The sequence below is a fragment of the Ruegeria sp. CDSA079 genome, from assembly GCF_059612245.1.
Window position 1 is genome coordinate 104,078 of record NZ_JBXWQF010000002.1, and the last position, 25,663, is coordinate 129,740.

At 57.6% G+C, this 25,663-nt stretch carries 29 protein-coding genes; 5 read left to right on the forward strand and 24 right to left on the reverse strand.

Going from position 1 to position 25,663, the window contains the following annotated elements:
- Positions 1–3: 3 nt before the first annotated feature.
- A complete protein-coding gene (locus AC2FJZ_RS02615) occupies positions 4–936 on the forward strand; it encodes an AEC family transporter (protein ID WP_496667888.1) in 933 nt (310 codons plus the stop codon).
- Positions 937–997: 61 nt separating this feature from the next.
- A complete protein-coding gene (locus tag AC2FJZ_RS02620) occupies positions 998–1,696 on the forward strand; it encodes a CbiX/SirB N-terminal domain-containing protein (protein WP_496775967.1) in 699 nt (232 codons plus the stop codon).
- Positions 1,697–1,710: 14 nt separating this feature from the next.
- Here AC2FJZ_RS02620 and AC2FJZ_RS02625 read toward each other — a convergent pair whose 3' ends face one another.
- The 5 genes from AC2FJZ_RS02625 to AC2FJZ_RS02645 form a co-directional block, all read right to left on the reverse strand.
- Complete coding sequence (locus AC2FJZ_RS02625; RefSeq protein ID WP_496775968.1) at positions 1,711–2,703, reverse strand: diguanylate cyclase domain-containing protein; 993 nt, start codon at positions 2,701–2,703, stop codon at positions 1,711–1,713.
- Complete coding sequence (locus tag AC2FJZ_RS02630) at positions 2,700–3,287, reverse strand: heme NO-binding domain-containing protein (protein ID WP_496775969.1); 588 nt, start codon at positions 3,285–3,287, stop codon at positions 2,700–2,702. The genes AC2FJZ_RS02625 and AC2FJZ_RS02630 overlap by 4 nt, the downstream gene beginning before the upstream one ends.
- 118 nt (positions 3,288–3,405) lie before the next feature.
- Entirely contained in the window at positions 3,406–4,965 is a 1,560-nt protein-coding gene (locus AC2FJZ_RS02635; RefSeq protein ID WP_496775970.1) for a trimethylamine methyltransferase family protein, read from the reverse strand.
- A gap of 115 nt (positions 4,966–5,080) precedes the next feature.
- Positions 5,081–5,776, reverse strand: a complete 696-nt coding sequence (locus tag AC2FJZ_RS02640) for an HAD family hydrolase (protein WP_050602744.1) — start codon at positions 5,774–5,776, stop codon at positions 5,081–5,083.
- 24 nt (positions 5,777–5,800) lie between these two features.
- A complete protein-coding gene (locus tag AC2FJZ_RS02645; RefSeq protein ID WP_050602745.1) occupies positions 5,801–6,085 on the reverse strand; it encodes a DUF3572 domain-containing protein in 285 nt (94 codons plus the stop codon).
- Between the two features lie 88 nt (positions 6,086–6,173).
- Between AC2FJZ_RS02645 and AC2FJZ_RS02650 the strand changes: the two genes are divergently transcribed.
- Complete coding sequence (locus tag AC2FJZ_RS02650; RefSeq protein ID WP_496775971.1) at positions 6,174–7,574, forward strand: diguanylate cyclase; 1,401 nt, start codon at positions 6,174–6,176, stop codon at positions 7,572–7,574.
- Between the two features lie 5 nt (positions 7,575–7,579).
- On the opposite strand, the gene AC2FJZ_RS02655 is transcribed toward AC2FJZ_RS02650, so the two are convergent.
- The 4 genes from AC2FJZ_RS02655 to AC2FJZ_RS02670 are packed head-to-tail and all read right to left on the reverse strand — an operon-like array spanning position 7,580 to position 9,487.
- Positions 7,580–8,053 carry a periplasmic heavy metal sensor gene (locus AC2FJZ_RS02655; protein WP_496775972.1) on the reverse strand — a complete coding sequence of 158 codons (474 nt, stop codon included), beginning with the start codon at positions 8,051–8,053 and terminating at the stop codon, positions 7,580–7,582.
- Positions 8,050–8,403, reverse strand: coding sequence for a hypothetical protein (locus tag AC2FJZ_RS02660; RefSeq protein WP_496775973.1), 354 nt, complete (start codon positions 8,401–8,403; stop codon positions 8,050–8,052). The genes AC2FJZ_RS02655 and AC2FJZ_RS02660 overlap by 4 nt, the downstream gene beginning before the upstream one ends.
- A complete protein-coding gene (locus AC2FJZ_RS02665) occupies positions 8,393–9,010 on the reverse strand; it encodes an RNA polymerase sigma factor (RefSeq protein WP_496775974.1) in 618 nt (205 codons plus the stop codon). The genes AC2FJZ_RS02660 and AC2FJZ_RS02665 overlap by 11 nt, the downstream gene beginning before the upstream one ends.
- A 6-nt stretch (positions 9,011–9,016) precedes the next feature.
- Positions 9,017–9,487: an EF-hand domain-containing protein gene (locus tag AC2FJZ_RS02670; protein ID WP_496775975.1), complete on the reverse strand. Its 471-nt coding sequence runs from the start codon at positions 9,485–9,487 to the stop codon at positions 9,017–9,019.
- 222 nt (positions 9,488–9,709) lie between these two features.
- On the opposite strand from AC2FJZ_RS02670, the gene AC2FJZ_RS02675 reads away from it, so the two are divergent.
- Both AC2FJZ_RS02675 and AC2FJZ_RS02680 read left to right on the forward strand, forming a co-directional pair.
- Positions 9,710–10,108 carry a DUF983 domain-containing protein gene (locus AC2FJZ_RS02675; RefSeq protein WP_496667878.1) on the forward strand — a complete coding sequence of 133 codons (399 nt, stop codon included), beginning with the start codon at positions 9,710–9,712 and terminating at the stop codon, positions 10,106–10,108.
- A 25-nt stretch (positions 10,109–10,133) separates the two neighbouring features.
- Complete coding sequence (locus tag AC2FJZ_RS02680; protein WP_496667877.1) at positions 10,134–10,835, forward strand: NUDIX hydrolase; 702 nt, start codon at positions 10,134–10,136, stop codon at positions 10,833–10,835.
- Positions 10,836–10,845: 10 nt separating this feature from the next.
- Here AC2FJZ_RS02680 and AC2FJZ_RS02685 read toward each other — a convergent pair whose 3' ends face one another.
- The 15 genes from AC2FJZ_RS02685 to AC2FJZ_RS02755 form a co-directional block, all read right to left on the reverse strand.
- Positions 10,846–12,513, reverse strand: coding sequence for a ribonuclease J (locus AC2FJZ_RS02685; protein WP_496775976.1), 1,668 nt, complete (start codon positions 12,511–12,513; stop codon positions 10,846–10,848).
- Positions 12,510–13,289, reverse strand: a complete 780-nt coding sequence (locus tag AC2FJZ_RS02690) for a type III pantothenate kinase (protein WP_496667874.1) — start codon at positions 13,287–13,289, stop codon at positions 12,510–12,512. Before AC2FJZ_RS02690 ends, AC2FJZ_RS02685 begins: the two co-directional genes overlap by 4 nt.
- An 11-nt stretch (positions 13,290–13,300) precedes the next feature.
- A complete protein-coding gene (locus AC2FJZ_RS02695; protein WP_496775977.1) occupies positions 13,301–14,050 on the reverse strand; it encodes a biotin--[acetyl-CoA-carboxylase] ligase in 750 nt (249 codons plus the stop codon).
- Between the two features lie 54 nt (positions 14,051–14,104).
- Positions 14,105–15,547: an NADH-quinone oxidoreductase subunit NuoN gene (gene nuoN / locus AC2FJZ_RS02700; RefSeq protein WP_496775978.1), complete on the reverse strand. Its 1,443-nt coding sequence runs from the start codon at positions 15,545–15,547 to the stop codon at positions 14,105–14,107.
- Positions 15,548–15,562: 15 nt separating this feature from the next.
- Positions 15,563–17,107: an NADH-quinone oxidoreductase subunit M gene (locus tag AC2FJZ_RS02705; RefSeq protein ID WP_496775979.1), complete on the reverse strand. Its 1,545-nt coding sequence runs from the start codon at positions 17,105–17,107 to the stop codon at positions 15,563–15,565.
- The gene (gene nuoL, locus AC2FJZ_RS02710) at positions 17,107–19,260 is read right to left on the reverse strand and encodes an NADH-quinone oxidoreductase subunit L (protein ID WP_496775980.1); all 2,154 of its coding nucleotides are present in this window, start codon (positions 19,258–19,260) and stop codon (positions 17,107–17,109) included. Before nuoL ends, AC2FJZ_RS02705 begins: the two co-directional genes overlap by 1 nt.
- A 7-nt stretch (positions 19,261–19,267) precedes the next feature.
- Positions 19,268–19,573 carry an NADH-quinone oxidoreductase subunit NuoK gene (gene nuoK, locus AC2FJZ_RS02715; protein ID WP_050602759.1) on the reverse strand — a complete coding sequence of 102 codons (306 nt, stop codon included), beginning with the start codon at positions 19,571–19,573 and terminating at the stop codon, positions 19,268–19,270.
- 4 nt (positions 19,574–19,577) lie between these two features.
- Positions 19,578–20,180, reverse strand: coding sequence for an NADH-quinone oxidoreductase subunit J (locus AC2FJZ_RS02720; RefSeq protein WP_170348161.1), 603 nt, complete (start codon positions 20,178–20,180; stop codon positions 19,578–19,580).
- Positions 20,177–20,587: a carboxymuconolactone decarboxylase family protein gene (locus AC2FJZ_RS02725; protein ID WP_496775981.1), complete on the reverse strand. Its 411-nt coding sequence runs from the start codon at positions 20,585–20,587 to the stop codon at positions 20,177–20,179. The genes AC2FJZ_RS02720 and AC2FJZ_RS02725 overlap by 4 nt, the downstream gene beginning before the upstream one ends.
- Positions 20,584–21,078, reverse strand: a complete 495-nt coding sequence (gene nuoI / locus AC2FJZ_RS02730) for an NADH-quinone oxidoreductase subunit NuoI (RefSeq protein ID WP_496775982.1) — start codon at positions 21,076–21,078, stop codon at positions 20,584–20,586. Before nuoI ends, AC2FJZ_RS02725 begins: the two co-directional genes overlap by 4 nt.
- 2 nt (positions 21,079–21,080) lie before the next feature.
- Entirely contained in the window at positions 21,081–22,118 is a 1,038-nt protein-coding gene (gene nuoH, locus AC2FJZ_RS02735; RefSeq protein ID WP_496667867.1) for an NADH-quinone oxidoreductase subunit NuoH, read from the reverse strand.
- Positions 22,119–22,322: 204 nt separating this feature from the next.
- The gene (nuoG, locus tag AC2FJZ_RS02740; RefSeq protein ID WP_496667866.1) at positions 22,323–24,344 is read right to left on the reverse strand and encodes an NADH-quinone oxidoreductase subunit NuoG; all 2,022 of its coding nucleotides are present in this window, start codon (positions 24,342–24,344) and stop codon (positions 22,323–22,325) included.
- A gap of 3 nt (positions 24,345–24,347) precedes the next feature.
- Positions 24,348–24,752 (reverse strand): DUF5333 domain-containing protein, encoded by a 405-nt coding sequence (locus AC2FJZ_RS02745; RefSeq protein WP_496775983.1) that lies wholly within the window; start codon positions 24,750–24,752, stop codon positions 24,348–24,350.
- A gap of 101 nt (positions 24,753–24,853) precedes the next feature.
- Positions 24,854–25,204 (reverse strand): hypothetical protein, encoded by a 351-nt coding sequence (locus AC2FJZ_RS02750; protein ID WP_496775984.1) that lies wholly within the window; start codon positions 25,202–25,204, stop codon positions 24,854–24,856.
- 37 nt (positions 25,205–25,241) lie between these two features.
- Positions 25,242–25,658, reverse strand: a complete 417-nt coding sequence (locus AC2FJZ_RS02755) for an MAPEG family protein (protein WP_496775985.1) — start codon at positions 25,656–25,658, stop codon at positions 25,242–25,244.
- Positions 25,659–25,663 lie beyond the last annotated feature (5 nt).

Below are 25,663 nucleotides of genomic sequence, written 5' to 3' on the forward strand. Positions count from 1 at the left end.
CACATGCTACAAAGCCTGATCGATGTCATTCTTCCGGTCTTCCTTGTGATCGGTGCCGGATACACGGCGACCCGCACAGGTTATTTCAAACAAGAGCATGTCGATGGGTTGATGAAGTTCACCCAAGGCTTTGCGATTCCCTGCCTGCTGTTTCTGGCCATCGCGCATCTGGACCTCAGCGCCAGTTTCGATCCCCGGCTGCTGGCCAGCTTCTATTCTGCAGCTGCGTTGTGCTTCACTGCGGGCCTCTTTGGGGCAAGGATCATCTTTGGCCGTGATTGGGAAGATTGCGTCGCCATAGGCTTCTGTTGCCTGTTCTCGAACTCGGTCCTGCTGGGCCTGCCGATTACCGAACGTGCTTATGGTCCCGAGAACCTGACCGGCAACTACGCGATCATCGCCTTCCATTCTCCGTTCTGTTACGGCGTTGGAATCACAGTGATGGAGGTCGTGCGCAATCGCGGTAATGGCGGGGTGCATATGGCACGCTCGGTTCTGTCTGCGATGTTCAAGAACGCGCTGATTCTGGGAATTGCGCTTGGTTTTCTGGTCAACCTGACAGGTTTGGTCATCCCTGCGGTGGTCGACGAAGCCCTTGGGCTAGTCACCCGCGCGGCCTTGCCTGGTGCGTTGTTTGCCTTGGGTGGGGTGCTGGTCAAATACAAGCCGGAAGGCGACCTGCGTACCATTGGTTTTGTTTGCTGCATCTCGCTGATGGTGCATCCCAGCCTGGTGTGGATATTCGGCACATCCACTGGCCTGCCACAGGATCTGTTCCGTTCAGGCGTGTTGAATGCTGCCATGGCGCCGGGATTCAACGCCTATATCTTTGCCAATATGTATGGCCGCGCCAAACGCGTTGCCGCGTCGTCCGTTTTGATCGGAACGGCCACTTCCATTCTGACCGTCTGGCTTTGGTTGACGCTTCTGGGCTAACTGTAGTGTTGACTTCAGGTCGTGCCGAAACACCTATCGCAGACCGCAGCAGGAGATCCGAATGTCACACGCTATTATCGTCGCCCATGGCCAGCCATCCGACCCGGATCCGGCCGAAGCCGCACTGGCTGCATTTGCGGCGAAGGTGGACGCGTTGACTGATTCTGTGACGGTGCATTCGGCAACGCTGGCCAAGCCTGGCGCGTTAGAGGTGAAACTGGACAGCCTTCCGGAAAACGCGGTGATCTATCCGCTTTTCATGGCGAAGGGATGGTTCGTGACCAGTGCCTTGCCGAAACGGGTCGGGGACCACGCCGCGCAGATTTTGGACCCTTTGGGCATTGATCCCGATCTGCCCACACTCACTGCGCTCGCCATAAGAGCAAAACTGCTGGAAGAGCATTGGGATGCGTCTGCGACTGATCTGGTGATCGCTGCGCACGGTTCCGGCCGCAGCCGGAACCCATCGACCGTGGCCAATGAGTTTGCCACTCAGCTTGCCAAGAAGATCGCGTTCCAATCGATCCGCGTTGGTTTCGTCGAAGAACCACCTTCGATTTCCGAGGCGGCCCGCGATGCATCAGAACAGGCGATTTGCCTGCCGTTCTTCGCCTGTGCCGGAGGGCATGTTCTGGAAGACGTACCCGAAGAACTGGAGCGTGCCCAATTCAAAGGTATTGTTATGCCTGTTGTGGGAGAGCTCGCGCCCATCCAGAACCAGATTGCAAAAAAGGTCACTGAGGCATTCGAGCCGGTCTGAAATCCCGCAAACACTCAGGATCGCGCGTTGGTCAGTGTCGAATAGAGCCGATGACACGAGCGGCCATCCCGTTTCGCTTGATACAACGCCAGATCGGCCCCATGCAGTATATCGGCGGCCTTCAGCGCCTGAAACTGAGTGGACAGGGCCGTACCAATACTGGCTGAAATACTGCATCGCTGGTTCTGGAACATCATCGGCTCAGTCAGTCGCGAGATCAGACGATCCGCGATGGATTCCAATGTATCTTCCTGAGTCAGGTCTTTGAAAATAATGACAAACTCGTCCCCACCCACGCGGGCAACCGTGTCCTCGCCGCGCGTTTCCTCCAACATGATCTGCGCCGCCTGTTGCAGGACGAAATCACCAGCCGCGTGGCCCAGCCTGTCATTTACGGATTTGAAGAAATCCAGGTCCAGATGCATCAAGGCAAAGGTGGAACGGGTCGAGATCAAATGTGCCAACTCGTTGTCCATAGCCCTGCGGTTCTTTAATCCGGTCAACGTGTCGGTATAAGCCTGTTCCTCAGCAGCAAGCATGGCACCTTGAAGCCTGAGGTTCAGCGAACGCGACGCTTCCATTGCGGCGGACTTGGCTTCGACCAGGTAGAGCAACTCGATAGCCAGATCAGTTCCTGAGAAGTCGGCACTTGTCAGCGCATAGTCCCGAACCGCATCCAGAATTGAAATCCCGAATGACAAGTTGATGACGGCACCACCGGAACGCGCCAAAGGGGCGACCAACCCTTTGAGCGTTGTGCGCGGCTCATCATGAAATTTCAGGTGCAGTTTTGCCCCGGCCATCGACATCAAGGCGGGAACGGTCGTAACCGTTCTGGGACGGATCAGTTCAAACACATCCAAAAACCCCAGCCCCACCAGCGGCAGTTCAGGCCGCAGTTTTTGCAGGGTCGGGCCTGCTTGTTGGATGCACCCGTTTTGGTCCACCAGAAGAAACATCGGGCAAAGCGTTTCCAGAAGACCAGCCAGTTCCTGTGTGTCCGTCATCCGTTCCGGGCCCCCAGATCAAAATGCCGACCTTCTGCAAAGGCGCTTTCAACCAACATGATGGAAATGACGTCGCTGTCATGCTGTTGCCCTTCATGCGACAGCATCACCAGCGCGCCGTAATCGTCGGCCATGGCACGTAAAATCCCGACCATAACACTGGAAAACCCGGGAAGACCCGGAGAACAACATAGCTGGTATTCCATGGCTGAAAGCTCTCGCAATTCCAGGGTCGGCAAAGTCAAATCTGACACTGCCAGACGTACGCGATCCGCCAGATCATCCAGCGAATGCAGGAACTCAACATAATTTACGCCGCCAAACCGGAGAAGACGACGCAACCCTTCCATACTGGGATGGGAAACAAGATATGTCCCCACATCTTCGAGAATCTCCGCCTGTGGCCGATTGAGGTCGCCGCTGAGCGCGTCAAGCACCCGTGTCGTCATGTCATCGTCATAAACGAGCATGGCTTCAAACTCGACGAACCCAAGCCGCGCGGCATCGGTCACGCGCAACCAACAAGATTGCCCATAGGTCGCGCAGACAAAGGATTGTATCGCCCGATTGATCAGACCATGCATCGGAAACCCCAAATTGGTGTCCCCGGCACTCTGGGCTGAAAACTCTTAACAAAAAGCCAAAATCCACCCTGAGTTGCAGCAAATGCAACCAGGTATCATCCCGACATTTGGTCCGAGCTCAAAAGTCCGTCGGCGCGCCACCTTCAGCTTTGCGACGTTCGACAAAATCGGCCAGCTCGTCACGAATAGCGTCGTCCAGAGGGGGGGCTTCAAAGCTCGATACGATCTCTTTGAACATGTGGTGGGCGCGTTCGGCAGTCCAGATTCCGCCTGCGACCTCCCACCCTTCATAGTTTTTCCAATCACTCAGGAAGGGTTGATAGAATGCGGTGGTGTAACGGTCCTGCGTATGCTGAGTGCCGAAGAAATGACCGTCATTTCCCACAGCCCGGATTGCGTCCAGCGCGATTTCGTCCGGACCGGTGGCGGTCAGTTCCGGATTCATATACCGTTGAATTTGCTGTAGGATTTCACAATCCATGATGAACTTTTCCGGACTGGCAATCAGACCGCCCTCCAGCCAACCGGCGGCATGATAGACCATGTTGGTCCCCGATTGCACAGCAGCCCAAAGCGAATTCGAGGTCTCCCACACCGATTGCCCATCCGGCACATTTGCGGCGCAAACTCCCGATGAGCGCATGGGCAAGCCGTAGAACCGCGCCATCTGGCCGGTCATCTGGGTCGAACGCATGTATTCCGGTGTTCCAAAGGCGGGCGCACCGGTTTTCATATCCACATTCGACGTAAAGGTGCCGATTACGCAAGGAATTCCGGGGCGCACATATTGGAACAGCGCTATAGCACACAGCGCCTCGGCCAATGACTGCGCAACGGCCCCTGCCATTGTCACCGGTGCCATTGCACCTGCCAATGTAAAGGGCGTAACCACTATGGCCTGCCCGCGCCGGGCCAGCCGAAGACAGCCATCGATCATCGGATGGTCATGCTTCAGCGGTGAAGTCGAATTGATATTGGTGTACATACGCGGTTCGGCTTCGAACTCTTCGTGGCTCAGACCGCCGGCAATTCGTACCATTTCCATTACATCTTCAACGCGTTCCTTACCCAGCGAATAAGCATGCATCGCCTTGTCGGTCAGGGTTAGTTTGTCATACAGCACATCCAGATGGCGGACACTCGCATGGATATCTACCGGCTCAACCGGGTACCCGCCCGCGAAATGGATACAGTTGAAGTACTGCGTCAATTTCAGAAGATTCCGGCACATCTCGCGATTGCCAGGCACCTTTTTCCCGATCTCCATGTCCCAGTAATTCGGCGGAGACGAAACATTGCCAAACAGAATGTTCTTGCCACCAATCTCAATCTTGCGATCCGGGTTGCGGGGCGTGATTGAAAACTGGCTGGGGGCTTTGGCGACCATCTCCATGACAAAGTCGCGACCCATTCGGACATTGTCCCCGTCGATGGTGCAGCCTGCCTCGCGCAGGATGCCAATCGCCTCTTTGTTGTAGAATTCGATCCCGATTTCTTCAAGGATACGCATAGCCCCGTCATGGATCGCTTCGATACCGGCCTGATCCAAAGGTTCAGTGGGACAGTCAATATTAACAGGCGGATCCCAGGGCATCTGATCGATCGCCGCGCTTCCTCTGCGCGCTGCTGCCCCTGCGCGCCCTCCTCCTCGGCGCTTTCGTGTCGTCGTCTCGGCCATCGTTGCCTCCGTTCTTGCTTTACACAAGCAAGCCCCGAAGGCATGACTCTGGCCGCTCTGTCTGCGACAGAAAATGTCGGTTTTTTATTTTGGACTGTCGATTACCGAGTTTAGCCTAGCGATTTTTTGCCAGCCACTCGGGAATATGCCCGATATCCGGCAAGACTACATCCGCCATTGGGGCCAGGGCATCTGCCTCGGCCAGCCCCGTCAGAACACCGATGGTGGTCATCCCTGCGGCGCGTCCTGCCTGCAGATCATGGAGGCTATCACCCACCATTACAACGCGGGACGGCTCGACCCCAACATGGGCCGCAAAGGCCAGCAACTGACCGGGGCCCGGTTTGAATCCGTGCCCGCTGTCATATCCGGCGACAAAGTCGAAATGTTCCCGGATCCCTGCGGACTTCAGATGCTGCAGGGCCGGGTGTTCACTGTCATTGGTCGCGACACCAAGCTTGATTCCTGCATTTCGCAGAGCTTCAAGAAACGGGACCAGAGGAACAGCAGGGGCCTGCGGGGCCGCGGCGGCTTCGGCATTCATCACGTCCACAATCTGGTGTACGGTCATATCTGGAAAGTGATCGGCCAAAACGTCAGCGATTTCCTCGACGGTCGCGGCAATCACGATGCTGTCTTCGGCATATTGCTCTTGCTCAAGATCATAGCCGATAACACGCCCAATCTCGGCCGCACGGTCTTTGTCACCATCTGTCAGACGCAGCAACATAGAGCGTCCAAAGCCGCCCCATGTGTTTGCAAAATCAAACAGCGTGCCATCTTTGTCGAAGACGATTGCATCTATCGGCATCAGTTGCTCCTAAGGGTCAGGAATTCAGGTCCAGTGTATTTCTGCGCCGCCGGACAAAACCCCACGCGCCTGCGCGGGAAGATCATAGGCGATCGAGTTCGCGTCACAAAACGCCATGACCCACGAGTCGTCAAGCACCATAAAATCAAGCACCGATGCCAGAAAATCCCGATCCCCTGCCCGCTCACGCACATCGTCTATCGAAGCACCCGTCGATCCTAGGAATATGGGCAACAGCTCGTCGTTACCAACCAGCCAACCCAGGGCCGTCAAAGCAAGTGTTTCAGCAGAATCGGACGATATCGGCATAAATCGGGCTCATATCCAGTCGTGGAAAGGGTTTGTTAACCAGACTCATAAACACTTTGTTCACGCATGCAATCAATGGTGAGCAACTATGTCTGTGCAGGGAACCATCCTTGTCCTCGACGGGGTATCAACCAATCGCATCATGCTGAAGGTTCAGCTGACAGCGGCTTGGTATCACGTGGTGCAAGGTGAAAAGCTAGAAGGACTGCAGGCGCTTGTGCGCCGCACGCAACCTGATTTGGTACTGACCGCTCAGACTCTGCCCGATGGAACTGCTGCGGATGTCAAGAACGCGATTGCGACAGTTCCCGGCCTCGAGGATGTGCCTATCGTTGCCATCGCCGCACAAAACGACAGAAACGCGCGTCTGCGCGCCCTGAAGGATGGGTTTGACGATGTACTGACACACCCTTTCAAAGACACCTTATTGCTGGCGCGTATCCGCAGCCTGTTGCGCGCGCGCGCCGTCACACAGGACCTGCAGGCCAGCAACAGTTCACAACCTATCGGGTTCGGGGAACCTGCGCCAAGCATCATCCGCCCCCCCAAGGCGGCACAGGTCAGTATTCTGACACATGCGGTGCAAAACGGTGTCCTGTGGCACAAAGCGTTAAGCGAACAGCGGCAATATTCCCTGTCCTGGCACCTTCAGTCGAATCTTCAAAGCGTATTGTCAGGTGCGGTTCCCGATGCCGTTATTGTCGAACTGGGCACACATCCGTCCGATTTGAATATCCTGGCTGATCTAAGGTCGCGAAGCATTACACGAAATACCGTGCTGATCGGGGTGATGCAGGACAACGATACCCTTCAAGCGTCAGAGGCGCTGGACCGCGGCGCAGATGCCGTTTGCCTGGGCGGGTTCTGCACGCAGGAAATCTTGCTGCGGCTGGACAATCAGATCGCCCGCAAGGCGCGGTTGGATCATCTGCGGGTTTCGCTGAGAAAAGGCATCGCCGAGTCGTGGATCGATCCTTTAACCGGGCTGCACAATCGGCGTTTTGCCATGCGAGCACTGGATCAAATCGCACGCGAATCCGCTCGGACCGGGCGCGGATTTGCGGTCATGCTGGCCGATCTCGATCACTTCAAAGCCATCAATGACGACCATGGCCACGCCAGTGGCGATCACGTTCTGACGCAGGCAGCGGAACGTATGCGCGGTGCCTTGGGGTCTCGTGGCTTTGTCGCCCGTATCGGAGGCGAAGAATTCATGATCGGGATGCCCGACGTGTCACCCACTCAAGCCAAGCAAATGGCCGAAACCCTTTGCAGCAGCGTTTGCAGCACGCCGTTCAGGCTTTCGAACGAGGGACGACAGGTCGATGTGACAGTCAGCATCGGGTTGAAGATGTCTCAGCCCTCTTTACCCGCTCAGGACTGCGTATCCTCTTATGTTGAAACCCTGATAGATTCCGCCGACAAAGCGCTGTACGCAGCGAAAAAGGCCGGGCGCAATCAGGTGAGAATCCGGCAAAATGCAGCGTGAGCTTGTCAGTCCTTTTTCTTGTGCCCCTGCTTCCCGCGCTTGACGACGTCTTGTAACCGATCGGCATATGCCTGCCGTTCGCCGTCGCTCATGGCGGTAACACGCGCCAACCATTGAGATTGCAGCGCCTCTTGCAGGGCGGCTGTGGCGTCTGCCTGCTGCTGCAAAAGCACTTCGACGGCGACTGGGTCAAAAGGAACCCTGCGCAACGCCTGGCTCATCGCCTCAAAGTCCTGCGTGCGGCCTTTGCTTCCTTTTTTGTGAAGGCCCGACAGCTCGCCCCGCATTGCCTTGCGTTCGTCTTTTGGCAAAGCCCGGTACAAGGCTGGGCCAAATCCCGGTGGTGCCTTGGCATGATCTTCGCCTTTCAGGCGCAACACGGTTCCTAAGGCCACTCCAACGATCAACAGGTTCACAGCCAGAGACACGGCCAGGACAAGTGGCATCCACCGGCGTTTGGGTTTGGGGTCAGCGTTCATTCCGTGGTCTCCAGAAAGCTTGTGTCATATCCAAGGTCTGCCACAAAATACGCAGTCTCTTGCGACGTCAGCAGATTGACGGGATCGGGCAAAAAGGCAGGAGCTGAAAACCCGATCCAGACCCCGGCCGCACTGGCCGCCACCAGGCCACTCAACCCCTGCCAGCCGCCCAGATTGCGCACCAGCCTGTCCAACAGCGCAGGTCTTGGCCGCGGCGCGGGTTTCATTCGGTTCAGGCGCACGGCCTCGGCATCCGTCTGGATGCGCACGGCCAGATCATCCGGCAATGCGGGCCGTTGTTGCCGCGCCTGAGCAAACAATTGATCCAGTTCCAGGTTGTCATCTGCCATTGTCATACCCCAGTTCTTCACGCCGCCCCGCCAGAATGGCGGCCAGACTTCGTTTTCCCCGCGCTGTCAGACTTTCGACCGCTTCCACGGAAATGCCCATGATCCCGGCAATCTCGGGGTTGGGCAATTCTTCAATGTGGCGCAGCACCACCGCTTGCCGCTGCCGCTCGGGCAGTTCGGCCAACGCGATCTGCAAGGCATCCTTGCGCGCCTGGTCCTGCATCCGGTCAACCACGCTGGCTTTACCATCTTCAGGCTCAGGAACATCCGACAATCTGTCGGGTGTCTTCTTGCGCCGAAGGTCCACGCACAGGTTCAAAGTCACCCGGTACAGCCAGGTCGAGACTTTGGCCTGACCGGACACCCAATCCGGTGCCAATTGCCACAACCGCATCATCGCCTCTTGTGTCACGTCTTCCGCTTCGGCCCGATTGCCCAACATGCGCAACGCAACCGAGTAACAGCGTGGACCCAGACGGTCAGTAAGAACCCGAGCGGCCTCGGCATTGCCATCAGCAAAGCGGCCCAGCAACTCATCGTCGCTGAGAGTGCCCGCGCTGCTCATCGCACCGCGGGCGTCTTGTGGGTGGGAGGTCAGATCCTCCATCCTGCATCAGCTGTCGTCTGCGTCCGAGTTGTGATGCTTTTTCTTGTGGTGCCGCCCCATCCGGTCCTTGGCATCGGCATATTCCTGCTCCGAGATTCCGCCACTGTTATCCGCGTCCATCCGATCAAACATCTTGTCAGCACGGCGGGGTTTCGGCAACTCGTCCTGGTTTAGAAACCCGTCTTTGTTCACATCATTTTTTTCGAACATCTTGGCGACGCGGTCACTCGCCCTTTTCTGTGCAGCGGCTTGCATCTCTTCAAGGCTCAGCTGGCCATCACCATCGGTATCCGCTTGTGTGAAGCGCGCTGTGCGATGGGCCTCGATCTCTTGTTGCGTCACCTGACCATCACCATCGGCGTCGAGCTCTTGAAAGGATACAGGCTCGCGCCCGCCTTTTCCGGCAGCCAGGACAGATGTGCCGGTGACGGCAACTGCAGACAAAACGATGGCCGTGATGAATGTCGCGTTTTTCATTTCGGTTTTCCCTTGTTGACGCGGCCCCAGTGCCGCTGCTCATACCTATTCAAACGCAGGCGAACGGGAATTCCGTCGCAGGAAAGTGACACTTTTTTCTGGAATGAGTTGAGACGCTCATGATGTTCTTCTAGTTTCAAGCGTTGCAAAGCGACGCACCCCCCTTTCAAATCCACCCGTTCAGACGCATTATCCCGCAAAGATTAATGCGCGAGTTATATTATGACGGATCAGACGATCGACACCGCGACCGAGTCAGAGCGTGAAACATGGCCCGCCCTTGTCAAAGGGTTTCGGTGCAAATGCCCCAACTGTGGTGAAGGCAAGCTGTTGCACAGCTACCTCAAGGTCAATGATAGCTGCTCGAATTGCGGGCAGGAGCTGTTTCATCACCGCGCCGACGATGGGCCCGCCTACCTGACGATTCTTCTTGTTGGCCACCTGCTCGCGCCTGCTCTGCACGTGTCTTACGTCCATTGGCGACCAGACCCCTGGACCATGGCCATCACCTTGTCGATTGGTTGCATTGCTCTGTCGCTGTACCTTCTGCCTCGACTGAAGGGGGCCGTTGTCGCGTATCAATGGGCCCGCCGTATGCACGGTTTCGACACATCCAAGTAAACCCAATGGGCCGTTTAGCGTAGACATGACAGCAGACAAGACCGCCATCCGGGACGCCGCAACTGTGATCGTTCTGCGGGACAGATGGACCAACCCCTCGATCCTTATGGGTCAGCGCGGGTCCAAGGCCGCGTTCATGCCAAATAAGTTCGTGTTTCCTGGCGGGGCCGTTGATCCAACGGATTCAAAGATCCCCTTGGCCACCAAGCTGCCCGATCTGTGCCATGACCGCTTGGCCGAACAGGCAGAGCCAGGGTTGCAACATGCGCTGGCCGCTGCTGCCATTCGAGAGCTCTGGGAAGAAACAGGGCTTGTTCTGGGCCAGCCGAGTGCTTGGTCAGGTCTCGCACCTGACGACTGGCAGAGTTTTTCCGCCATGGGATACGTGCCGTCTGCAGCTGCGTTGCAGTTCGTATTCCGCGCGGTAACACCACCCGGACGCCCTCGTCGGTTTGACGCACGGTTCTTTTTAGTCGACGCAGACGCCCTTCAAGGTGATCTGGACGATTTCAGCCGCGCCTCGGATGAGCTGTCGCACCTGCAATGGGTGCAACTGGATCGGGCCCGAGATCTGGATCTGCCATTTATTACAGAAGTCGTTCTGGCGGAAATCGCGGCCCGGGTTACATCCCCCGAGCCGCCATCGTCAGTTCCATTCTACAAGAATAACGACGAATCCAATCTGTTCCTGCGCCTCAGGGGCTTGACCATGCCGGAACACGATTGACGGTTCCGGTTCACCGCATCCGGCTGACAACCACCGTCACTTCGGGCTTCTTGCCGATTTCCGTTCTTGCGGTCTGCCGAACGATCCGGCGCATTTCGTCTTCCAGCTTGTCGTCATCGCGCAGTGTTTTGGCAGCAGCCCGCATCAGGAACTGATTCAGGTCCTCTTCCAGAACCTCTACCAAAGCAGCGCGCGAGGTTCCGATCTCGGGCAGGCCCATCGTATCGCACCAAGGCTCGCCCAGCGGTTCATCTTCCTCGTCCAGAACCACGGTTACGGTGACATGCCCGTTCAAAGCCATGCGGATACGATCCCGCACCACCCCGTCCAACGCGCCGATCTTGACCGTCCCGTCCAGATAGGTGCGCCCGGTTTCGACATAATCGACAACCGTCGGGGCGTTACCGCTTAGATCCAGCATGGTACCGTTCACTGCCAGCACGCCGGTTCTGCCGCCTTGCTCTGCCAGTTTGACGTGTTCACGCAGATGACGGTGTTCTCCATGCATGGGAATCACGACCTGCGGATTGATCAGCGCATGCACCTTTTCAAGATCGGGTCGGTTGGCGTGGCCTGACACGTGATAGAGCCCCGAACTGTCATCCACCACATCCACTCCCTTCTCGCTGAGCTGGTTCATGATAAAGATCACGCCCCGTTCGTTGCCCGGAATGGTTTTCGAGGAAAACAAGAACAGGTCGCCTTCGGCCAGTTCCAGACCGCGATACTTGCCACGTGCCAGTTGGGCACTGGCGGCACGGCGCTCGCCCTGGCTGCCGGTCACGATCAGCATCAGGTTCTGACGCGGAAGATCCAGCGCCTCTTCCGCGCTGATCACCTTTGGGAAATCCACAAGGATACCGGTCTCGGTCGAGGCCTCAATCATCCGGCGCATGGCCCGGCCCAACAGGACTACCGAACGTCCTGCACGCGCCCCCGCCTCTGCAAGTGTTTTGACCCGCGCGACGTTTGAGGCAAAAGTGGTGGCCACAACCATACCTTCAGCGCTTTCGACCAGTTTGACGATCTCGGGGCCAACCTCAGATTCCGAACGACCCGGATGGGTGGAAAACACATTTGTACTGTCACAGACCAGCGCCTTGACACCCGGCTTGGCCACCTCGGCCCAAAGATCGGGATCAAAGGCTTCGCCAACGACCGGAACTGCATCTAATTTGAAGTCACCCGAATGCACGACGCGCCCGACAGGCGTATCGATGACCAAGGCCGCGCTTTCGGGAATCGAGTGCGATACAGGCAGAAAGCCAACCGTGAAAGGACCGGCCGTGACCTGTTCAGGCCAGGCAGATGCGGTCGTCACTGCCTCGGTCGGGTGCCCATGTTCTTCCATCTTGCGGCGTGCGATATTGGCCGTGAAGGCGCGGGCATAGACCGGGGCACCCAAGGCTTCATAGCAATGCGCCACAGCTCCGATGTGGTCCTCATGCGCGTGGGTGATGAAAACACCGTCCAGCCGGTCGGCGCGCTCTTTCAGCCACGAAATGTCCGCGTAGATGAGGTCAACGCCCGGCGTTGTGTCCATGTCCGGAAAGGTTACGCCCAGATCGACAAGAATCAGGCGTTCCTGACCGGGTTTGCCATAGCCGTACACATAGGCATTCATGCCAATTTCACCCGCACCACCCAGCGGCAGGTAGATCAATCTTTCACTGCTCATGTGGAGCCATTATCCTTGTTATAGCGATAGATCACGGTCAAGCCGTGCATCGTCAGATCGTCTTCGATTATGTCGAACCCTACATCGGCCTGATCGAACAAAGGGGCCAGCCCCCCCGTCCCGACAACTTTCATGGGCATTCCGTATTCGGTCTTGATCCGGGCGATCAGCCCTTCGATCAGGCCGGAGTAGCCCCAATACACGCCCGATTGAATACATCCAACCGTATTCGTCCCAATCACTTTGTCCGGTCGGGTAATGTCGATATGCGGAAGCGCTGCCGCCCCCTGGTGCAAAGCCTCGAGGCTCAGATTCACACCAGGCGCGATAATTCCCCCGACATAGGCCCCATCAGCAGCAACTACGTCAAAGTTCGTTGCAGTGCCAAAATCCACCACAACCACATTGCCGCCATGACGGTCAAATGCGCCGACAGCATTGGCCAGTCGATCCGGACCAGGCACTGTCCCTTCATCCACACGAGGCGGTACAGGTAACAGACAATCCGGCTTACCCACCACTAGCGGTCTGCAGGCAAAGAAACGGTCTGCGAAAATTCGAAGGTTGAACACAACACGCGGTACAGTCGAGGCAATGATGACATCGGTAATATCCGCCTCGATACCGTAGTGTTTCACCAGCGTCGAATACCAGGTGAAATATGCGTCTGCCGTGCGCGCGTGGTGGGTCGATGTGCGCAAGGTGCACAGGAACTTCTCACCGTCCCAAATCGAGAAAACGGTATTGGTATTGCCGCAATCGATGGCCAGCAGCATCTGCGCCCCTTTCAGAAATAGACATCCGCCGCAGGAATGCTCACGCGGCCCTTGGCGGTGTTTAAGACAAGGTTGCCGCTTTCGTCCACTGTTTCGAAGGTGCCTTTGGTCTCTGACGTCCCGGTACGTGCGGTGATGACCTCACCCAACCGGGCCGCGCGGGCCAGCCAAGCGGTACGGATTGGATCGAAACCATAAGTGGTGAATTGAGTTTCGTAGGTGGCGTAGGCGGCTGCAAGTTCGGTCAGAAAATCCTCTGGCGAGACATGCGCCCCGGTTTCCGACAGCAACGAGACAGGCCGCATAGCGCCGGATTCGACCGCATCAGCGTCCGGAGCATTGGCCAGGTTCACACCGATGCCGATAGCCAGATGCGCCACACCGTGCCCCTGCCCGGTGCTTTCCAGCAAGATACCGGCCAGCTTTCCGCCGTTTAGCAACACATCATTGGGCCATTTCAGCGACAGCCCTGCCGTGCGCCCGGTCACGGCGACACAGGCATCAAACAACGCCAGCGCGGCCACGAAACTGCGCAATGCCACCAGTTCTGGGGCACCTTGCGGACGCATCAGCAACGTCGCGGCCAGATTGCCCATGGGGTTGGCCCAGGCCCGTCCACGCCGACCGCGCGCTGCCGTCTGGTGATGCGCTATGATCCAGACAGGACCACGCGCATTGGGCGCAATCCGCGCCGCCTCGTTCAGGGTGCTATCGACTTCCTGCACCTCGTGCAGGCCGTATCCTTGGGGCCATTTGGTCATATCAAAAAGGCCCGGTCACACGACCGAGCCCCTCCTTCCGATTGCTCAAGACGTTCAGTTGACAAGCGTGGCTGCTGCGGCAGCTGCCGCGCCCTCGACGCCAAACTGATAGAAGATGCCGACCAGCATCAACGCCGCAGAACCCATAAGGGCAACCCACAGAACGGGCGTTGATCGGGTCTCGATTGGCTCTTCGTTTTCAGCCCCGAAATACATATAGAACACAATCCGAAGGTAGTAGAACGCACCAATGACGGACGCGATGGCCGAGACGATCACAAGGCCGGTCAACCCTGCGCTGACACCCGCTTGCCAAACTCCAAACTTGGCAAAGAAGCCCAGCATCGGCGGCACACCAGCAAGGCTGAACATCAGGATCAGAACGGCCAGCGCCTTACCCGGAACACGTTTGGAGTATTGTCGCAACGCATCAATGTCGGTGATGGGTTTACCGTCACGTTCCATCATCAATATGAAGGCGAAGGTGCCGATATTCATGGTCACGTAAATGGCCAGATACATCAGCATCGCTTTGATGCCCAACTCGGTGCCCGCTGCAAGACCGATCAGCGCATAACCCATATGCGCAATCGACGAGAACGCCATCAGACGTTTGATGTCGCGCTGACCAATCGCGGCGACAGCACCCAGCAGCATCGACAGCACCGAAAGCAGTACGATCACCTGCTGCCAGTCTTTCACAATGCCTCCGAAAGCATCATGCATCAGCCGCGCAAAAAGCGCCATGGCGGCCACTTTCGGCGCGGTCGCGAAAAAGGCTGTAATCGGTGTCGGCGAGCCTTCGTACACATCCGGTGTCCACATGTGGAACGGCACGGCAGAAACTTTGAAGGCCAGACCTGAGATCATGAAGATCAGACCAAACAGCAGACCAATCGAGACGTCTCCGGCCTGAACGGTCGTGATGATACCCGAAAAGAGCGTGGTGCCGGTGAAGCCATACACCAGCGACGCACCATAAAGCAGCAGACCCGAGCTGAGCGCACCAAGCACGAAATACTTCAAGCCCGCTTCGGTCGATTTTGCACTGTCCCGGCGCAGTGCCGCGACAACATAGAGCGAGAGCGATTGCAGCTCGAGACCCATATAGAGCGACATCAGATCGCCCGCGCTGACCATCATCATCATACCTACGGCAGCAAGAGCCACCAGCAGCGGGTATTCAAAACGCAGCAGATCACGGCGCGCCATGTATTCCTGGCTCATGACCAGAACAGCACCGGCCGAAAGCAGAATGGCAACCTTTGCAAAACGGGCGAACCCATCATCGACAAACATGCCGTTGAAGGCCACATTGGTGCCCTCACCCTGTGTGGCGATCCAGATCGCCAGAAGTGCCATCAAACCTGCCGTAGTCCAAACCAGCAGCGGTGCCAGCCCATCCTTCGTCGTGTAGACAGCCCCCAAAAGCGCCGCCATCGCATAGAGCGCCAGAATGATTTCCGGCAGGATAATTGTCAGATCAGCCTGGATCATGTCTCCAAAGCTCCCTTAATGCGAAGCGGCCGTCTGGGTCGCAGCTTCTGCTGCGGCCAGAGCCGTGTCATAGTTCGAAATCAGCGCGGCAGTGGATTGACCGATCACATCCGTTACCAGCGAAGGATAGACCCCCAGAAGGATGGTCATCACGATCAGTGGGGCAAAGATCAACCGCTCGCGCGAGCTCATGTCGGTCATCGCCTTCAGGCTTTCCTTGATCAGGTCGCCAAAAACCACGCGGCGGTACAGCCACAGTGCATAGCCGGCCGAAAAGATCACACCGGTCGCAGCCACTGCCGTTACCCAGGTGTTGACCTGAAACGCGCCCATCAGGGTCAGGAATTCGCCGATGAACCCGGACGTGCCAGGCAAGCCGACATTCGCCATCGTGAACAACATGAAGACCAGCGCATAAGCAGGCATCCGGATCACCAGACCGCCATAGGCTTCGATATCCCGAGTATGCATTCGGTCATAGATCACGCCTACGCAAAGAAAGAGCGCCGCCGAGATGAAGCCGTGACTCAGCATCTGGAAAATCGCGCCATCAATCCCTTGCTGGTTCGCCGCAAAAATCCCCATGGTCACAAAGCCCATATGCGCGACCGAGGAGTAAGCGATCAGCTTCTTCATGTCCTCCTGCACCAACGCCACCAGCGAGGTGTAGACAACCGCAATGGCCGACATCCACAGCACCAGATCGGTCATCACAGCCGAGCCCACTGGGAACATCGGCAGGCTGAACCGCAGGAAGCCATAGCCGCCCATCTTCAGCAGGATCGCAGCCAGAACAACTGAACCCGCGGTCGGAGCCTGCACGTGTGCATCCGGCAACCAGGTGTGGACCGGCCACATCGGCATTTTCACCGCGAAGCTGGCGAAGAAGGCCAGGAACATCAGCGTCTGCATGCCGCCGACAACATAGATGCCCAACACACTGAAGCTCTCGGACGAGAACTGATGGGTCATCAGCGCCTCGATATCCGTGGTGCCCGCATCTGCATACATCGCAACCATCGCCACCAGCATTAGAACCGAGCCGAGGAAGGTGTAGAGGAAGAACTTGAAGCTGGCGTAAACGCGATCCTTGCCGCCCCAGATGCCGATAATCAGGAACATCGGGATCAGGCCTGCTTCGAAGAACAGGTAAAACAGCACCAGATCCAGCGCCATGAAGACGCCCAGCATCAACGTTTCCAGCAGCAGGAAGGCGACCATGTATTCCTTGACGCGGTCAGTCACGTTCCAGCTGGCCAGAATGGTAAGCGGCATGATGAAGGTGGTCAGCAGTACAAACAGAACACTGATGCCATCAACGCCCATCTTGTACTTGAGGCCCATCAGCCATTCGCCCTCTTCCACCATCTGGAAGCCGGGGTTTGACGGTTCAAAGCCCGTATAGATGCCGATGGAAACCAAGAATGTCACAGTGGTGGCCAGCAGAGCAATCCATTTGGCGTTCCGCTGTGCCGCTGCATCGTCACCGTGCAGGAACAGGGCCAGAATACCTGCTGCAATAGCCGGGATAAACGTAACAATGGAAAGGATGTTGTCCATTAGTGGGCCCCTCCGCCGATAGACATCCAGGTCACAAGGGCCGCGATGCCCAGCACCATCCAGAAGGCATAGGTAAAGATGTACCCGGTCTGTGCCTTGCCAGCGAGGCGGGTAAAGAAGGGAACAACGCCCATTGCTACTCCGTTAAGGAAGCCATCGATTGTATTGCCGTCACCGCGTTTCCACAGGAAGCGGCCAAGCGCCACAGTGGGTTTGACGAAGATCGCATCATAGATTTCGTCGAAGTACCACTTGTTCAGCAGGAACAGGTACAACGGACGCTGATTTGCAGCCAGACGGGCTGGAAGCGTCGTGTTCACGATGTAGAACCAGTATGCAACGACAAAGCCAAGTAACATGGCGACGAACGGTGAAACCTTGACCCATTTCGGAGCCGCATGCGCATCGTCCAGAACGTGGTTGTCTGGGGCCATATAGAGCGCACCTTCACCCGGTTCACCAGCGAACACATAATGATGGTCACCGCCATGCGCGTCTTTCTCGCCATGCGCGGCATCGTCGGCATGGCTGTCATCTGCATGGCTTTCATCGGCATGGCTGTCTTCACCGTGCGAAGCATCCGCCGCCGCATGATCACCAGCCTCGGCATGCTCCGATGCTTCTGCAACCGGAATACCGTAGAACTTGCCGACCTTGTCCGCATGGCCAAAGAAATTGCCGTACCAGATCATCCCGGCAAACACCGCACCCAGTGACAAGACGCCTAGTGGCACCAGCATGGTCATCGGGCTTTCATGCGCATGGTCGTGCGTATGCTTGTCCCCGCGCGGTTCGCCAAAGAAGGTCAGGAAAATCAGGCGCCAGCTGTAGAACGAAGTGAACATCGCCGCGATGACCAGCATCCAGAACGCATAGCCTGTTCCGCCGGCATAGGCGCTTTCGATAATCGCGTCCTTGGACAGGAACCCGGCAAAACCAAAGGTCGTCAACGGGATACCGACACCCGTGATGGCCAACGTACCGATCATCATCGCCCAGAACGTATAGGGGATCTTTTTGCGCAGACCACCATACTCCGTCATCTCTTGCTCGTGATGCATTGCGTGGATCACCGAGCCCGCACCAAGGAACAGCAGCGCCTTGAAGAACGCGTGCGTGAATAGGTGAAACATCGCCGCCGAATACATGCCGACGCCAGCTGCGACGAACATGTAACCCAGCTGGGAACAGGTCGAATAGGCGATGACCCGCTTGATGTCGGATTGAACCAAACCCACGGTAGCCGCAAAGAACGCGGTCGAGGCACCAAGGAAGGTGATAAAACCGGTCGCACCCGGAGCGAATTCCATCAGCGGCGACATACGGCAGACCAAGAAGACACCCGCAGTAACCATGGTCGCGGCGTGGATCAGCGCCGACACAGGCGTCGGGCCTTCCATCGCGTCTGGCAACCAGGTGTGCAGGATCAACTGCGCCGATTTACCCATCGCGCCGATGAAGAGCAGGACGCAGATCACCTCGATCGCGGTCCATTCTCCCCATAGGAAGTGCAGCTTCTCTTCCGCCAGTGCAGGGGCCGATGCGAAGATGTCCGCGAAATTGATGCTATCGGTCAGGAAGAAGATCGCGAAGATACCCAGCGCAAAGCCAAAGTCACCCACACGGTTGACAATGAACGCTTTCATCGCCGCCGCATTGGCCGAAGGCTTGCGATAGTAGAACCCGATCAACAGATAGGACGCGACACCCACGCCTTCCCAGCCAAAGAACATCTGAACAAGGTTGTCTGCTGTTACCAGCATCAGCATGGCGAAGGTGAAGAAGGACAGATAGGCAAAGAATCGCGGCTTATAGCTTTCGCCCTCACGCCATTGCGGATCGTGATCCATGTAGCCGAAGGAATAGAGGTGCACGAGCGCCGAGACGGTCGTCACAACGATCAGCATGATCGCGGTCAGGCGGTCCAGACGGATCGCCCAGCTTGTCGACAGCGACCCGCTCTCGATCCAGCGCATGATCTCGATTTGCTGCGTCACCCCGTCAAAGGTGAAGAACACGATCCATGACAGCAGACAGGCCAGGAACAGCAAACCGGTGGCGGTCCACATGGCGGCTTTCTCGCCAATAAATCTCCAGCCGAAACCGCAGAGCAGCGCGCCCACCAGCGGGGCAAAGAGGATGGTGGTTTCCATGGTTCTCTTAGCCCTTCATCATATTGACGTCTTCAACCGCGATCGAGCCGCGGTTGCGGAAGAAGCAGACCAGAATGGCCAGACCAATCGCCGCCTCGGCCGCCGCCACGGTCAGCACGAACAGCGTAAACACCTGCCCGACCAGATCGCCGAGAAAGCTGGAAAACGCCACGAGGTTGATGTTCACCGCCAGCAGCATCAGTTCGATGCTCATCAGCAGGATGATGACGTTCTTGCGGTTCAGGAAGAGACCGAAGATGCCGATGACGAACAGCGTCGCCGCGACCGTAAGATAGTGTTCAAGTCCGATCATCGCCTCAAAGTCCCTGCCCCGGTTTCACGTCCTTCAACTCCATCGCCTTGGCCGGGTCGCGCATCATCTGGCCGATGATGTCCTGACGCTTGATGTCCTGACGGTGGCGCAACGTCAGCACGATGGCACCGATCATAGCCACCAGCAGGATCAGGCCCGCCAGTTGGAACAGAAGGAAGTATTGATCATAAAGGATGACACCCAGCGCCTCGGTGTTGTGGCGATCCACTGGCACCGGCTGGGCCAGATTAGCCGCCGCGCCCTGCGCGCTGTCCCAGGCGCCGAAAGCCATGACGAACTGCATCAGGATGACCAGACCAATCAGCAGCGCCAGCGGCATATAGCGCGCCATCTCGGCCTTCAGCTCGGCAAAGTCCACGTCCAGCATCATCACCACAAACAGGAACAGCACCGCGACTGCACCGACATAGACGATGATCAGCAGCATCGCCACGAACTCGGCCCCCAGCAGCACGAACAGCCCCGCCGAGGACAGGAAGGACAGGATCAGCCACAGCACAGAATGCACCGGCTGACGGCTGATCACCGTGAACAACCCGCCGGTGATGGCGCTGATGGCAAACAGGTAGAAGGCAAAGACGGTCATTGATCCTCATCCTCGTTGTCGCCCATGACCTCTTGCGCCAGATCCAGCGCGCGGGTCATGGCCGGGATGCCGGCAAAGACCGACATCTGACCGATCGTTTCCACGATCTCTTGTTTCTTTGCGCCCGCTTCCAGCGCGTGGCGCACGGTCTGGCGTACCGCCGCATCCGCCTGAGCGCCCTGACAGGTCAGTCCAGCCAGCGTCAGCAGCAGGCGGGTTTTGGCGTCCAGCCCATCGGTGTTGACGGTGTTGCCGAACATCATTTCCATGACCTCTTTGGGCATGGTCGGCCACAGCGCCTCGAACCCCTTGGGCGAGAAATTCTCCATCGCCGGGTTCATCGCCTTGGCCATGTCTTGAGCCTGCTTCATCATCAGCTCAAACGGATTTGTCGGAGCGTCACTCATCTGTACGGCGCGTCCATTTCCAGATTGCGGGCAATTTCGGCTTCCCAGCGCTCGCCGTTATCCAGCAGTTTTTCTTTGTCGTAGAACAGCTCTTCACGGGTTTCCGTGGCAAATTCGAAATTCGGGCCTTCGACGATGGCATCGACCGGGCAGGCCTCTTGGCAGAAACCGCAATAGATGCATTTGGTCATGTCGATGTCATAGCGCGTAGTGCGGCGACTGCCGTCTTCGCGTGGCTCGGCGTCGATGGTGATGGCCTGCGCGGGACAGATCGCCTCGCAGAGTTTGCAGGCAATACAGCGTTCCTCACCGTTGGGATAGCGACGCAGGGCGTGTTCACCGCGGAATCGAGGCGACAGCGGGCCCTTTTCGTGCGGGTAGTTGATGGTGGCCTTGGGGGCAAAGAAATACTTCATCCCCAGCTTCATGCCGACCCAGAAGTCCTGCAGAAGGAAGTACTTGGCGGCGCGAGTATAGTCGATTTGGGTCATGATCAGCCTCCTACGCTCCACCGGGCGAAGATGCCCCAGAACCACTCGAATTTCGCCGCAAAGGCCACGAAGACCACCCAGGCCAGCGAGAAGGGCAGGAAGACTTTCCAACCCAGCCGCATCAGTTGGTCATAGCGGTAGCGCGGCGTGATCGCCTTGACCATCGCGAAGATGAAGAAGAAGAACGCCATCTTGCCGACCATCCACAACACGCCATCCGGCAGACCCGGGATCGGCGACAGCCAACCGCCAAAGAACAGAAGCGTGGTCAGGGCGCACATCAGGAAGATGGCGATGTATTCACCTGCCATGAACAGCAGGAACATGGTGGCGGAGTATTCCACCTGATAACCGGCCACAAGTTCCGATTCCGCTTCGGGCAGGTCGAACGGCGGGCGGTTGGTTTCCGCGAGTGCCGAGATGAAGAACAGGAAGACCATCGGGAAATGCGGCAGCCAGTACCAACCGAAGAAACCGTAGCCAGTATCTTGCGCCCCAACGATGGCACCGAAATTCATGGACCCGGTTGAAATGATCACGCCTATGATGATCAAACCGATGGACACTTCGTATGAGATCATCTGGGCCGCAGACCTCAGCGAACCGAGGAAAGGGTACTTTGAGTTCGACGCCCAACCGCCCATGATCACACCATAAACCTCAAGCGAGGATACGGCAAAAACATATAGAACGGCCACGTTCAAATCGGATAGAACCCAGCCGTCATTGAACGGGATCACCGCCCAGGCGATCAGCGACAGAACAAAGCTGGTCAATGGTGCCAGTATGAACACGGCACGGTCGGCCCCGGCGGGAATGACAACCTCTTTCACCACGTATTTCAGTGCGTCGGCCACCGATTGAAGGATGCCATAGACGCCAACCACGTTGGGGCCGCGGCGCATCTGGACAGCGGCCCAGATCTTGCGGTCGCCATAAACGAGGAACAGCAGCGAGATCATCACGAACGCAACGACTGCAAGCACTTGCGCCAGAATGATGATGGCTATTCCGCCTGGGGTGTTAAAGAATTCTGCCATTGGTCCTCACACCGTGGGTATTCCGTTTTCCGCGCGCGATGCAAAGGCCAGATGCCTGCGCAAAGAGCGACTGGGTCGGCGCGTTGGTGTAAACAGCATCTGCCGCTTCAGCGCTACCCTTAATCTTCAGTTTCACACACAAATCCAGCGCGGCGAACTGCCACCCGGCAGTCGCCTTTGCCTGCGATATGAAACGGTTCTGCTTCATTCCGCAGCGATCTTTCCGGCTTGACGCGCCTGGACTTGCGCCGAAAGCTCGGCCATCAGTTGCGACGCGCGTGCAATCGGGTTGGTCAGGTAGAAATCCTTGACCGCGTTGCGGAACGTGGCCTGACCCAGCGACGCCGCGTCGATCGGCTGAGCTTCGTTCTCGATGACCTCATCGATCCGCGCCAGATGCGGCACAGCCTCGATGAGCACGGTCCGCAATTGCGCCAGCGAGTCGAAAGGCAACGTTGCGCCCAGCTCAGCCGACAGCGCACGCAGGATCGCCCAGTTCTCTTTGGCTTCGCCTGGTGCAAAACCGGCGCGCATAGCCAGTTGCGAGCGGCCTTCGGTATTCACGAACAACCCGTTTTCTTCGGTATAGGCCGCACCCGGCAGGATCACGTCGGCGCGGTGCGCGCCCCGGTCACCGTGGCTGCCCTGATAGATCACAAAGGCCCCTTCGCCGATCTCGACCTCATCCGCGCCGAGGTTATAGATCACGTCGGCTGCGCCCACGGCCTCCATACCGCCTTGGTTGGTGGCGTCCACATCCATCGCGCCGACGCGCGACGCGGCGGTGTGCAGGATCAGCAGACCGCTTTCAGTATTGGCCGCAATGGTCTGAGCAGCGGCCAGAACGGCAGAGCCGTCCGCCTCTTGCAGGGCACCCTGACCGACGATAACCAGTGAGGCTTTGCCCTTGATCTCATCATCGCCGCCCATGTCCACAACCTGTTGCAGCGCCGCGCGGTCATCGCCCATGTGGTGATAGTCATAGGTCAGATCGGCGGCAGGCCCGACCAAGGCCACCTCGGCCCCATGCGCCCAGGCCTTGCGGATGCGCGCGTTCAGAACCGGCGCTTCATCGCGCGGGTTGGTGCCGACCAACAGAATGCGCTCGGCGCTGTCGATGTCTTCGATGGCAGCGGTCCCGGCATAGGCCCCGCGATTGCCCGAAGGCAGCTTGGCCCCATCCGTACGGCATTCGACAACACCGCCCTGCCCTTCGATCATCTGCTTCAAAGCAAAGGCCGCCTCGACCGAGGCCAGGTCACCGACGATACCAGCAGGCTTTTCAGCCGCTTTCAGCGCCTCAGCAGCCTTAGTCAGTGCTTCTGGCCAAGTGGCCGGGCGCAACTTGCCGTTTTCGCGGATGTAAGGCTTGTCCAGACGCTGACGGCGCAGGCCGTCCCAGACAAAGCGGGTCTTGTCGCTGATCCATTCTTCATTCACGCCGTCATGGTTGCGCGGCAGGAAACGCATTACTTCGCGCCCCTTGGTATCCACCCGGATGTTCGAGCCCAGAGCGTCCATCACATCGATGCTCTCGGTCTTGGTCAGCTCCCACGGGCGGGCGGTAAAGGCATAAGGTTTCGACGTCAGCGCCCCCACCGGGCACAGGTCGATGATGTTGCCCTGCAGGTTCGAATCCAACGTCTGATTCAGATACGAGGTGATCTCGGCATCTTCACCCCGGCCGGTCTGACCCATCTGGGCAATCCCGGCCACCTCGGTCGTAAAGCGCACGCAGCGGGTGCAACTGATACAACGCGTCATCGCGGTCGAGACAAGCGGACCAAGATCAAGATCATCGACCGCCCGCTTGGCTTCCTTGAAACGCGTCCCGGACATGCCATAGGCCATCGCCTGATCCTGCAGGTCGCATTCACCACCCTGATCGCAGATCGGGCAATCCAGCGGGTGGTTGATGAGCATGAACTCCATCACCCCCTCGCGGGCCTTTTTGACCATGGGTGAGTTCGTCTTAACCACAGGCGGCTGACCTTCCGGCCCGGGGCGCAGATCACGCACCTGCATCGCGCAGGACGCCGCAGGTTTCGGCGGGCCGCCGACAACCTCAACCAGACACATCCGGCAGTTCCCGGCAATCGACAAACGTTCGTGATAACAAAAACGCGGCACTTCAACCCCGGCTTGCTCACAAGCCTGGATCAGGGTCATCGCGCCTTCGACTTCGATTTCCTGCCCGTCGATATTGATCTTGCGGAGGTCAGACATGGTCTAGTTCGCCCTCAAATAAACGCCGATGGCGCTGTTTCTTTGGATTTCCTTCTGCCCCAGGGTGCAGAATGTGGTGGGGTTTTCATACGACACGCCGTTTGAGGTCAAATAAGCCTCGCCCTTTGCACGCATCCGGTCTTTTTCCGCATCCGATTCCACGAAAGACCGGATTTCTGTGTCCGAATACCCCAATTCGTTTGCTTTGGACCGTAGCCCCCACATCACACTGATCGCCTTCAGTCGCCGCCCGCTGATCGACGGGCAGAATTCCGAAATCTCGTTTGCGATTGCGATGTAGTAGAGTTCGTTGTCGATCTCTTTGACATCCCTCAAGGGCGGCTTTGCCTCTGCTGCGACAGGGACAGCCATCAAAGCGGCCAGAGCGACTGTTTTTGCAAATGACATGGGTTTTCCTTTCGTCTTGGAATATCCAAGACGAAGGAATGCGCGTCTGCTATGCAATAACGCCGTGCGCGCCCAGTCATGATATGCAAAAACAGCTGTCATCATGGCCGCTGACAGGTCCCCGCAAACGTAAGCTGATCATCAGAAATGGTAAGCTGCTGTGGCTCAGTGTCCGGGCCCACTTTCCAGTTGATGCGCGACGATCCGAAGTTCTGGACACAGAATTTTGTGCCTTCGTGCCGCCCGGCTTCGCGCGCGCCGTCCAGCGAAGCCGACACGCCTTTGACAACAATTGTAAAGTCAGCGGGCGAATTCTTTTTATCGACCGCTTTCGCCTTGGTTCGAAACGCCTTGCCATCAAACAGAATGCGATCATCTGACGGTCTGATCAAACCACAGGCGGACACGCTCGCCAAAGCCAGCACAACAATAAGGGTTCTTGGGGCCTTCATACATTCCCTCTTTGTTTTCTGTTCCGCCGTGTCGCTATCAAAACGCTGCCACCAATGCCATAAGCCCGATCACAAACATGCAGGCCCAGCCCAGCACATACAGCACGGATCGCAGACCGCTGTTCGGCTTGCCGATGCCCCTGAGATGCACCACCAGCATGAGCAGACGCGCAACCAAGGCGACCGACGCCAGAAGGTTGACCCAGAATGGGCTGACCCCAAGCAAAATTGCCGCCACAACAACAGTCAGAAACGCCGGAAGCGTTTCGGTTCCGTTCAGATAGGCCCGGTTCAGGCGATAGGCCTGATCCCCATAGTCCTGCTCGGGCGTGGCACCTGGTGCCAGACCTTTGCCCTGCTTGGCCAACGCAGAAAACGGGGCCAGAAGCAAAACAACCAATGTGAAAAACACAACGGATGCTAGGGCGTGTGAATATTCAGCTAAGGCTTCCATCGGGT

Bases quoted from the DNA above. Each gene is read 5' to 3' on its own strand.
- nuoH (WP_496667867.1), bottom strand. From the start codon at position 22,118: ATGGCAGAATTCTTTAACACCCCAGGCGGAATAGCCATCATCATTCTG.
- AC2FJZ_RS02640 (WP_050602744.1), bottom strand. From the start codon at position 5,776: ATGCCGATAGATGCAATCGTCTTCGACAAAGATGGCACGCTGTTTGAT.
- nuoL (WP_496775980.1), bottom strand. From the start codon at position 19,260: ATGGAAACCACCATCCTCTTTGCCCCGCTGGTGGGCGCGCTGCTCTGC.
- AC2FJZ_RS02620 (WP_496775967.1), top strand. From the start codon at position 998: ATGTCACACGCTATTATCGTCGCCCATGGCCAGCCATCCGACCCGGAT.
- AC2FJZ_RS02655 (WP_496775972.1), bottom strand. From the start codon at position 8,053: ATGAACGCTGACCCCAAACCCAAACGCCGGTGGATGCCACTTGTCCTG.
- AC2FJZ_RS02645 (WP_050602745.1), bottom strand. From the start codon at position 6,085: ATGCCGATATCGTCCGATTCTGCTGAAACACTTGCTTTGACGGCCCTG.
- AC2FJZ_RS02690 (WP_496667874.1), bottom strand. From the start codon at position 13,289: ATGCTGCTGGCCATCGATTGCGGCAATACCAATACCGTTTTCTCGATT.
- AC2FJZ_RS02725 (WP_496775981.1), bottom strand. From the start codon at position 20,587: ATGAGTGACGCTCCGACAAATCCGTTTGAGCTGATGATGAAGCAGGCT.
- AC2FJZ_RS02665 (WP_496775974.1), bottom strand. From the start codon at position 9,010: ATGGAGGATCTGACCTCCCACCCACAAGACGCCCGCGGTGCGATGAGC.
- AC2FJZ_RS02675 (WP_496667878.1), top strand. From the start codon at position 9,710: ATGACGGATCAGACGATCGACACCGCGACCGAGTCAGAGCGTGAAACA.
- AC2FJZ_RS02750 (WP_496775984.1), bottom strand. From the start codon at position 25,204: ATGAAGGCCCCAAGAACCCTTATTGTTGTGCTGGCTTTGGCGAGCGTG.
- AC2FJZ_RS02755 (WP_496775985.1), bottom strand. From the start codon at position 25,658: ATGGAAGCCTTAGCTGAATATTCACACGCCCTAGCATCCGTTGTGTTT.
- nuoG (WP_496667866.1), bottom strand. From the start codon at position 24,344: ATGTCTGACCTCCGCAAGATCAATATCGACGGGCAGGAAATCGAAGTC.
- nuoN (WP_496775978.1), bottom strand. From the start codon at position 15,547: ATGATCCAGGCTGATCTGACAATTATCCTGCCGGAAATCATTCTGGCG.
- AC2FJZ_RS02630 (WP_496775969.1), bottom strand. From the start codon at position 3,287: ATGCATGGTCTGATCAATCGGGCGATACAATCCTTTGTCTGCGCGACC.
- AC2FJZ_RS02650 (WP_496775971.1), top strand. From the start codon at position 6,174: ATGTCTGTGCAGGGAACCATCCTTGTCCTCGACGGGGTATCAACCAAT.
- AC2FJZ_RS02680 (WP_496667877.1), top strand. From the start codon at position 10,134: ATGACAGCAGACAAGACCGCCATCCGGGACGCCGCAACTGTGATCGTT.
- AC2FJZ_RS02705 (WP_496775979.1), bottom strand. From the start codon at position 17,107: ATGGACAACATCCTTTCCATTGTTACGTTTATCCCGGCTATTGCAGCA.
- AC2FJZ_RS02745 (WP_496775983.1), bottom strand. From the start codon at position 24,752: ATGTCATTTGCAAAAACAGTCGCTCTGGCCGCTTTGATGGCTGTCCCT.
- nuoI (WP_496775982.1), bottom strand. From the start codon at position 21,078: ATGACCCAAATCGACTATACTCGCGCCGCCAAGTACTTCCTTCTGCAG.
- AC2FJZ_RS02695 (WP_496775977.1), bottom strand. From the start codon at position 14,050: ATGACCAAATGGCCCCAAGGATACGGCCTGCACGAGGTGCAGGAAGTC.
- AC2FJZ_RS02670 (WP_496775975.1), bottom strand. From the start codon at position 9,487: ATGAAAAACGCGACATTCATCACGGCCATCGTTTTGTCTGCAGTTGCC.
- AC2FJZ_RS02660 (WP_496775973.1), bottom strand. From the start codon at position 8,403: ATGGCAGATGACAACCTGGAACTGGATCAATTGTTTGCTCAGGCGCGG.
- AC2FJZ_RS02720 (WP_170348161.1), bottom strand. From the start codon at position 20,180: ATGACCGTCTTTGCCTTCTACCTGTTTGCCATCAGCGCCATCACCGGC.
- AC2FJZ_RS02615 (WP_496667888.1), top strand. From the start codon at position 4: ATGCTACAAAGCCTGATCGATGTCATTCTTCCGGTCTTCCTTGTGATC.
- AC2FJZ_RS02635 (WP_496775970.1), bottom strand. From the start codon at position 4,965: ATGGCCGAGACGACGACACGAAAGCGCCGAGGAGGAGGGCGCGCAGGG.
- AC2FJZ_RS02625 (WP_496775968.1), bottom strand. From the start codon at position 2,703: ATGACGGACACACAGGAACTGGCTGGTCTTCTGGAAACGCTTTGCCCG.
- nuoK (WP_050602759.1), bottom strand. From the start codon at position 19,573: ATGATCGGACTTGAACACTATCTTACGGTCGCGGCGACGCTGTTCGTC.
- AC2FJZ_RS02685 (WP_496775976.1), bottom strand. From the start codon at position 12,513: ATGAGCAGTGAAAGATTGATCTACCTGCCGCTGGGTGGTGCGGGTGAA.